Origin of the sequence: Geobacillus sp. ZGt-1 (assembly GCF_001026865.1) — a bacterium.
Taxonomy (GTDB): domain Bacteria; phylum Bacillota; class Bacilli; order Bacillales; family Anoxybacillaceae; genus Geobacillus; species Geobacillus thermoleovorans.
Window position 1 is genome coordinate 79,204 of the sequence record NZ_LDPD01000006.1, and the last position, 7,117, is coordinate 86,320.

The following is a 7,117-nucleotide window of genomic DNA, read 5'->3' on the forward strand; positions in this document are numbered from 1 at the left end:
TGAGGTGAAAAATAAAGCTTCTGAAGCATATTATGCCTCAGAAGCTTGTTCGACGGCTGTTGCAAATCGCCGGCGATGTTGCATCGTAAAATACGCCATCGTTCCAACCATCATGGCGACGATAAACAGCAGCAACTTACCGATGTTTTCCCACATAAATGAGAAATCGCCGCTTGAGATGACCGCTTTGAATCCGAAAACAGAATAGGTCATTGGGAGCCATGCGTTAAAATGCTGCAACGAACGCGGAATGAGCTCGAGCGGGAACGTTCCGGCGCTTGTTGTTAATTGCAAAATTAATACGACAATCCCAATAAACCGTCCCGGATCCCCGAAGGNTGTGACGAGAAATTGAATGACAGATAAAAAGGCAATGCTTGTGACGACGCTAAACAAGATAAAGAACGGAACGCTTTTCACTTGTAAGTCAAGTCCGTAAAGCAATACGCTATCGGCCAGAAGCGCTTGAAAAATCCCAACCCCAATGAGCACACCAAATTTTGCAAAAAACCAATGAAATGGCGAACGTGGAACCGCTGCTGGTTCGCGAAGCGGGAAGACAATCGAGAGTAAAAGCGCCCCAACAAACAAGCCTAACGACAAGAAATATGGTGTAAATCCTGTTCCGTAGTTTGGCACTTCATTCACTTTTTCATTTTTTACTTTCACCGGTTCTGCAAACATGTCGTATACGTCTTTATTTGCTTTTACGTCGCTTGCTTTTTTGGCCCCTTCTTTTAACTGATCCGCTAGTTCTTCCGAGCCGTCTGTCAGTCGATTCATCCCATTTTGCAAATGCCTTGTCCCACTCGTTAATTCATTCATTCCGCTTGCTAGTTGCTGCGAACCATTCGCCAATTGATGGGCGCCGTCTTGCAGCCGATCAGCTCCTTGAGCAAGCACTTGCAGACCAGAGGTCAGTGTTTGGCCGCCATTCGCGAGTTTGTCAGCTCCTTGTTCCGCTTCTTTCATTTTTTCGTGCAACGTGTTCATGCCTGCGACAAGCTTTTCTTGGCCGTTCAAGAGTGCATTGGCGCCATTGACAAGCTGCTGTTGTCCAGAAAGCAGTTCGTCGACCCCGCGGTCGAGAGCAATATGCCCTTCATGCAGCTGTTTCGCCCCGCTGTTTAACGACGCTGCTCCTGATTGTAATGCTTTGGCTCCATCGTTTAACTGCGCAATGCCGTTTTCGACTTGTTTGCTTCCGAATGATAATTTCTCAACATTTTCCTTTAGCCGCTCATACACCGCCTTTTGTGTCGGATCGGGGGTTTGAGCAATGAGTGCATCAAGCTGCGCCGCTAACTGTTCAAGCCCGCCTGTTACTTGGGTCGCCCCTGTTTGAACCCGAGCCGCCCCTTGTTGCCATTGCGCAAGCGATGATGCTAGCTTTTCGGCTCCCCCGCTTAATTGTTCCGAACCTTGCAAAAGCTGCGGCATGCGGGCATCGAGTGTTTGCATTCCTTCATATACGCGTTTTGCACCGGAAGCAAGATTTGCGGTTCCCTCTTGCGCCTGTTTTGCTCCGTCAAGCAGCTGCCCTTGCCCGTCGGCCATGTGTTTCATCCCGTTGTCAAGCATTTGAACCCCTGCTTGAACTTGCGTGGAACCATTGACTGCTTGATTCAATCCGTCAGTAAAGGCCATGGATTTTTCGGCAAGTGTCGCTAAATGATGATGCAAATCTTTGGATCCATCCTCCGCTTTTTTCATTCCATCATACAGTTTGTTTGTTCCATTTTTTGCCTCGCCGAGACCATCATGTAATTGTTTGGCTCCATCGCTCGCTTTTGTTAACCCGTCTGCTAATGTTTGAATGTTTTCAAACATATTTTCTGCGTACGTTTCCGTTAACGTTTTGGCTACTTCTGTTTTGATTTTTTCAACCGCTGTTCCGCCAATTTGGGCTGATAAAAAGTTAAATCCTTCATTGGGCTTGTAAATAAGTTGAAGTTTTTTCGGGTGATCGTCTTGCAACGTCGTCGCATTTTGTGAAAAATCTTCAGGGATTTGAATGAGCATATAGTACTTTTGTTCTTTTAATCCTTTTTCCCCTTCATGTTCGTTTACAAAATGCCAGTTAAACTGTTTTTTTTCTTTTAACTTTTCAACAAGATCATCGCCGAGATGAAACGCTTTCCCCTCAAACGTTGTCCCCTTGTCTTTGTTTACCACGGCGACAGGAAGTTCGTCCAAATGATCGTATGGATCCCAAAACGCCCATAAAAACATGCCGCTGTATAGAAGCGGAATAAATAAGACAGCTATAATCGGAATCAGTGTTTTCCGATTGGATGCAACTGCTTTCCATTCCTGCATCCATAATTGAAATGCACGCACATGCGGAACCTCCTTTTTAATAATATTGACCGATTTGTCCATTTAGTCATTTTTTGTAAAAAAGAGAAGGATGGTCATGGAGACAATCCTTTTTACCGATATCAGCCGAACCGTTGGGCAATCTTTTGTTGAAACAATGGTTCGCGTTCCTTCCCCCAATCAACGTTTAAAGTCATGTGCCATTCACTCTGATGAGTTGTTGCATCAATCATTTGTTTCTTTTTATCTAACAGGGGCGTTCATCTTTTTGACCAAATGGACGTTTCGGTCATTTCGTTTTATATCTTATCATAAACAATACCTGCATGCAATAAGCAGAAATGATTCATTCATGTTTGAAGTGCGATAAAATATAAAGCCCATCGTTCATCTATAAAATTTCCGATTTTCCGTTTTCATCTTCCATACAAGCTGAGTGTGAAACGTGGCGAGTAGCCAGCTGAATGCAAAATCAATTTCATCATGTTCAAAAAGAAGGCGCGCCTTGCCGCCTATCAATGACAGCGCGCCGCAAGATCTAAAAGGCTGGTGATTTAGTACAAAATGCTGCTAGTTCCATCTATTTCCCAATTAGAAAAACCTTGCGAAATCATCCTTCTTTTTTGGCGAAATGCCGCTGATTTGCTCGTGACAGCCGTTTTTCACCGGCCTTCTAAGCAGGCAGACGGACAAGAAACTCCGACCCTTGCCCGAGTTGGCTTTGGACGTGGATCGCGCCGCCGTGGGCGTCGACGATCCATTTGGCGATCGACAGCCCGAGGCCGTGGCCGCCTTGTTGGCGCGAGCGCGCTTTGTCGACGCGGTAAAAGCGGTCGAAAATGCGGCCGATGTCTTCCGGCGGGATGCCGATGCCGGTGTCTTTGACGGAAAGGAACACGTGCTTTGGCTCGGTGCGGATCGACAGCGTCACCTCGCCGCCTTCGGGGGTGTATTTGATCGCGTTGTCGAGCAAAATGTACAACAGCTGCGTCAATTTGTCCGGGTCAGCGGTGACGAGCGCTTGCTCGGGAGCGTGAAAATGCATCGTAATCTGTTTTTTCGCCGCCAGTTCCGACATGAGCTGGAACGTGCGCTCGGCGTGCGGGCGGAAATCGAACGTTTGTTTTGAAAGCTCCAGCGCGGCGTGTTTCGCATCCGCGCGGGCGAGCGTCAACAAGTCGTTCATCAGTTTCGTGATTCGCTTCAATTCGTCACGCAGGCGGTCGAGCAGGCGGCGGGCAAAGTCGTTTTTCATCACATCTTCCTCAAGCGAAAGCGCCTCGACGGACGAGAAGACGACGCTGAGCGGCGTCCGCAGCTCATGAGAGGCGTCGGCGACGAACTGGCGCTGCCGCTCGTACGCCTCTTCAATCGGTGCGAGCGCACGCTTGGACATAAAGAAGCTGAGCGCGACGCCGACGGCGAGAAACAAAACGGCCAAGCCGATGAGCACAATGAGCAGCCAATGGAACACGCCGAAAAACGACGTGACGTCCATGCCGATATACAGCATGCCCACGAAATCGCCGTGGATGACGAGCGGACGGGCGGCGGCGAGCACGCGCCAGTCGCGGGCCGCTTCGCGCGCGAGGCCGGGCATATGTTCCGGCAAAGAGACGCTCATGTAGACGGGAGCGCGCTCATTTGCCTTGAGATGGGACAAGGCGTTTAAAAAATACGGACGCAGGCGCGGGTGGACTTCATCCCCGGCGAGCAGGCCCCCGTCCGGGCCGATGACGTAAAAAAAGAGTTGGTCTTCGCTTAACAAAATGACATTTTCATCATCAAACAAGTCGAAATTGCTTTGCTTGAGCAGCACTTGTTCGATCGTATTCGCCTCTTGCTCGGCGAGGCGGCTGATGCGCCGCTCTTGGTCAGAGGTAGCGATCCAGTAAAACAAGGCCGCGGCGATCATGACAAACAAGGCGAGAAACAACGTGAAAATGCCGCTGTAGAGCGCCGTCAGCCGCCAATGGGCGCGGCGGAACAAGTCGGCGCTTCCTAGGCGGCGCAGCCAGTCGCGCCATTCCCTCCAGTTATTTTTCAATTTTATACCCCACTCCTCGAACGGTTTGGATGACATCGTCTTTCAACTTTTTGCGCAATAGCTTGATTGTCGCGTCGATCGTTTTCATTGACACATCGGCATCCCATCCCCAGACGCGGTCCAATATCGTTTCGCGCGGCACGACTTGCCCTTGGTTTTGCACGAGCAAATCGAGAAGCTGAAACTCGCGTGGAGTGAGGAAAATCTCTTCATCGCCGCGATGGAGCGTATGGCTTGTCCGGTTCAATGTGAAGCCGTGAAACGTCACTTTTTCCTCTTGGAGCGGGACGAACGTGCGCCGGGCGAGCGCTTTTAAGCGCGCGACGAGCTCATCGATTTCAAACGGCTTGACCAAATAGTCATCCGCCCCGGCTTCAAGCCCGGTGACGCGGTCTTGCACCGCGTCTTTCGCCGTCAGCATCAAAATCGCGCCCGTGTAGCCGTTTTGCCGCAGGCGGCGGCACACATCGACCCCATCGCCGTTTGGAAGCATCCAATCGAGCACGACGACATCGTAAAACTCCGCCATGGCGTAATCGTACGCATCTTCCCCTTCCTGCACCCAATCAATATGGTCGATGCCTTTCTTTTTCAATAAATGAACGATCAGCTCCCCTAGGTGAAGATCGTCCTCGGCCAGCAAAATTTTCATCGCCATTCCTCCCGTTCTGTCTCTCTTCCTTCTTATCATATCAAATCGTTCGTGAAAAAACGGTGAAAACGCAGCCGATTCGCCGCGCAGAAGGCCGTTCTCTCAAAAAGAATTTTCACCATTTTTTCACCTTCCTTGGCTATCATGATGGACGAAGAGGAAAAGGAGGAAAACGGCGATGAGGAAAATGAGGAATTTGCATCTTTGGATTGGGCTGATCAGTTCGATCTTTTTGCTTGTTGAGGCGGTGACGGGGCTCCTTCTATCCGAGCCGTGGCTCATTGGCCAGGCGGAGCGCGGCGAGATGCACCGCGCCGCGCAGGAAGGAATGAACGCGTTCGGGGCGGGGCAGACGTCGGGAGCGGGGGCATCTACGGCCCCGATGGCACCGCGCGCCGAGGGAGGCGGATCGTCGCTCATGATGTTCGTCCGCCAGCTGCACGAAGGGAGAATCGGTTCGCTTGACATCCGCTGGGCGGTTGATGTCGCGGCGGTGGCGATGATCATTTTGACCGCGACGGGGATTTTCCTGTCGATCCGCACGCTCGCAGCGGGACGGAGGCGGAAGCAGAAGCGGATGACGCCAGCGCCGGAGACGACATAACGTACGCAGGAAGGGATGAAACGATGCATCAGAACAACCGGAAGAAACAGCGACGCTGGTCTTCTCTTTATGCAAGGCCGATCGATGTCGGTGGCATCGTCGTATTTCGCCCGCCATTTCACTGCTTGGCGGCCATTCGCACAAAAATGCCGCATATGCGATTAGGGATCATGAAGGAGCATTCCCGTTAGGAACATTTCTAGAGGGAGGAGATGACCCATGGACATGATGCCATTTGAACCAACCCCAACGCCAGAACCGAAACGCCGCGGCCGCTTCGTATCGTGGCTCGCCGCTTCCGTCGCGGGGGCGGTGATCGGGAGCGCGGCGACGTGGTATGTGGCGCCGAAATGGATGCATGAAGAAACGAATTCCCAAACGGAAACAGCGGAAACGACCGCAAAAAGCGAGGCGCTGCCATTGCAGCCGACGGGGAACGTCAACACGAACATGATCGCCGCCATTAATAAAGTGGCCGATGCGGTCGTCGGCGTCGTCAACATTCAAAAGCAAGTCGACTTTTTCTCCGAACAAGCGCAAGATACGGAAGCGGGGACGGGGTCGGGTGTGATTTTCAAAAAAGACGGCGATGCGGCCTACATTGTGACGAACAACCATGTCATTGAAGGGGCAAACAAAGTCGAAGTGGCGCTCGCGAACGGGAAAAAAGTGAACGCCGAGATCGTCGGCGCGGATGCCCTCACCGACCTCGCCGTCTTGAAAATCCCCGCTGAAGGGGTGACGAACGTGGCGAGTTTCGGCGACTCGTCGAAGGTGAAAATCGGCGAGCCTGTCGCGGCGATCGGCAACCCGCTCGGCCTTGATTTGTCGCGGACGGTCACCGAAGGGATCGTCAGCGGCAAACGGACGATGCCCGTCTCAACGTCAGCGGGAGATTGGGAAATCGACGTCATCCAAACGGACGCCGCCATCAACCCGGGCAACAGCGGCGGAGCGCTCATTAACAGCGCGGGGCAGGTGATCGGCATCAACAGCATGAAAATCGCGGAAACGGGCGTCGAAGGGCTCGGCTTTGCCATCCCGAGCGAAAACGTCAAACCGATCGTCGAGCAGCTGATGAAAGATGGGAAAATCAAACGCCCGTACCTTGGCGTCCAGCTTGTCGATGTGGCGGATTTGTCCGATGACGTCCGCACGAATGAATTGAAATTGCCGTCGAACATCACAAGCGGGGCGGCCGTCACGTCCGTCGAACCGTTCTCCCCAGCCGCCGAGGCCGGATTGAAATCGAAAGACGTCATCACGGCGATCAACGGGGAGAAAATCGACAGCGTCAGCGCGTTGCGCAAATATTTGTATACGAAAACAGCGGTCGGTGATCGCATCAAACTGACGATCTATCGCGACGGGTTTGAGACGACCGTATCGGTTACCTTAAAAGCGAGAGACAGCAGCCAGTCATAAGAAGACATCGCCTCTTTTCCAGCGAATCGGCGGGGAAGGGGCGATTTTTTGTGGATCCAACAAAAGCGGG

The 7,117-nt window shown here is 52.0% G+C and carries 4 protein-coding genes and 2 pseudogenes; 2 read left to right on the forward strand and 4 right to left on the reverse strand.

Going from position 1 to position 7,117, the window contains the following annotated elements; all coding sequences use genetic code 11:
* Positions 1-30: 30 nt before the first annotated feature.
* The 4 genes and pseudogenes from VU18_RS18675 to VU18_RS01385 all read right to left on the reverse strand — a co-directional run.
* Positions 31-338, reverse strand: a 308-nt coding sequence (locus tag VU18_RS18675) for a YhgE/Pip family protein (protein WP_236687240.1), incomplete at its 5' end; no start/stop codon positions are given.
* 1 nt (position 339) lies between these two features.
* Positions 340-2,340 (reverse strand): annotated as a pseudogene (locus VU18_RS01375) (YhgE/Pip family protein); the annotation flags it as partial.
* Between the two features lie 652 nt (positions 2,341-2,992).
* Entirely contained in the window at positions 2,993-4,366 is a 1,374-nt protein-coding gene (locus VU18_RS01380) for a cell wall metabolism sensor histidine kinase WalK (protein ID WP_021321897.1), read from the reverse strand.
* Positions 4,356-5,018, reverse strand: coding sequence for a response regulator transcription factor (locus VU18_RS01385; RefSeq protein WP_031206136.1), 663 nt, complete (start codon positions 5,016-5,018; stop codon positions 4,356-4,358). Before VU18_RS01385 ends, VU18_RS01380 begins: the two co-directional genes overlap by 11 nt.
* Before the next feature lie 166 nt (positions 5,019-5,184).
* Between VU18_RS01385 and VU18_RS01390 the strand changes: the two are divergent.
* Both VU18_RS01390 and VU18_RS01395 read left to right on the forward strand, forming a co-directional pair.
* Positions 5,185-5,622 (forward strand): annotated as a pseudogene (locus tag VU18_RS01390) (PepSY domain-containing protein); the annotation flags it as partial.
* 219 nt (positions 5,623-5,841) lie between these two features.
* A complete protein-coding gene (locus tag VU18_RS01395; protein ID WP_021321269.1) occupies positions 5,842-7,047 on the forward strand; it encodes a S1C family serine protease in 1,206 nt (401 codons plus the stop codon).
* Positions 7,048-7,117: the final 70 nt, after the last annotated feature.

Excerpts from the sequence above, each read along its gene's own strand:
- VU18_RS01385 (WP_031206136.1), bottom strand. The coding sequence starts at position 5,018 with ATGAAAATTTTGCTGGCCGAGGACGATCTTCACCTAGGGGAGCTGATC.
- VU18_RS01395 (WP_021321269.1), top strand. The coding sequence starts at position 5,842 with ATGGACATGATGCCATTTGAACCAACCCCAACGCCAGAACCGAAACGC.